This is a genomic window from Thiohalorhabdus sp. Cl-TMA, from assembly GCF_041821045.1.
Classification (GTDB): domain Bacteria; phylum Pseudomonadota; class Gammaproteobacteria; order Thiohalorhabdales; family Thiohalorhabdaceae; genus Thiohalorhabdus; species Thiohalorhabdus methylotropha.
In genome coordinates, this window is the sequence record NZ_JBGUAW010000036.1 from 1 (window position 1) to 1,304 (window position 1,304).

The following is a 1,304-nucleotide window of genomic DNA, read 5'->3' on the forward strand; positions in this document are numbered from 1 at the left end:
TGAAAAACTCCCGATTTGGCACCCTACGGCTGTACCCACAAACCTGAAGGAGGCCTGGCGTGCGGGGCATTGAGGATCCCCAGGACAACCTGTTCAGCTACGTTTCCCTGGAAGAGCGGATTCCCGACAACCACCCGCTGCGTCCGATCCGCCGGATGGTGGACGAGGCCCTGGAATGCCTCTCCGAGCGCCTGGATGCCCTGTACGCCGATGAGGGCCGCCCTTCGATTCCGCCAGAGCGCCTGCTGCGGGCCTCCCTGCTCCAGATCCTGTACTCCGTCCGCAGCGAGAAGCTGCTGATGGAGCAGCTTCAATACAATCTGCTGTTCCGTTGGTTCGTGGGTCTGGGCATCGACGACCCAGTCTGGGACCCGTCCACCTTCTCCAAGAACCGCGATCGGCTGCTCGACGCCGAGCTGTCCCGGGAGCTGCTCCAGGCAGTGCTGGCCCCTGCCCGCGATCAGAAGCTCCTGTCCACCGAGCACTTCAGCGTCGACGGCACGCTGGTGGAGGCGTGGGCGTCCATGAAGAGCTTCCAGCCGGTGGTCTCCGACGACGAGGACGATTCGGATTCCAGCGCCGGCGGTGGCCGCAACGCGCCCCGGGACTTCCGGGGCGAGCAGCGCACCAACGACACGCACCAATCGTCCACCGACCCCGGCGCCAAGCTCTACAAGAAGGCGCCGGGCCAGGCGGCGCGGCTGGCCTATCTCGGCCACCTCACCATCGAGAACCGGAACGGCCTGGTGGTGGCCACCGAACTCACCCCAGCCGACGGCTACGCCGAGCGCGATGCAGCCATTGCCATGCTGGAGCGGATGCGCGGCCGCCACCGCATCACCGTCGCCGCCGACAAGGGCTACGACAGCCGGGATTTTGTCGAGGCCCTGCGCACCAAACTAAACGCCACGCCACACGTGGCCCAGAACGACACCAACCGCCGCTCCGCCATCGACGGCCGCACCACCCGGCATCCCGGCTATGCGGCGAGCCAGAAGGTGCGCAAGCGCGTCGAGGAGCCCTTTGGCTGGGCCAAGGCCGCCGGGCTGCTGCGTCGGCCCATGCTGCGGGGCCGGGAAACCCTGACGGGCTGGTTCAACCTCCACGCGGCGGCGTACAACCTGATCCGGTTGCGCAAGCTGCTGGCGCCGGACCCGGCCTGAGGCCGGGCCGGGGGACTCGTGTGTCGAGTCCCCCGCGCATCCCCCGGCAACGGGGCTGAAAAGCCCGGTTGCCGGGGATAAAAAGGAGAATTCGAGTCCCCTTTGACCGGTTTTTCGGCTCTCAAAGGGGAAATGGGGCCG

At 67.1% G+C, this 1,304-nt stretch carries 1 protein-coding gene; it reads left to right on the top strand.

Annotated features, from left to right (window positions below; genetic code table 11):
* Positions 1–59: 59 nt before the first annotated feature.
* Complete coding sequence (locus ACERLL_RS17745) at positions 60–1,163, top strand: IS5 family transposase (RefSeq protein WP_373657429.1); 1,104 nt, start codon at positions 60–62, stop codon at positions 1,161–1,163.
* Positions 1,164–1,304: the final 141 nt, after the last annotated feature.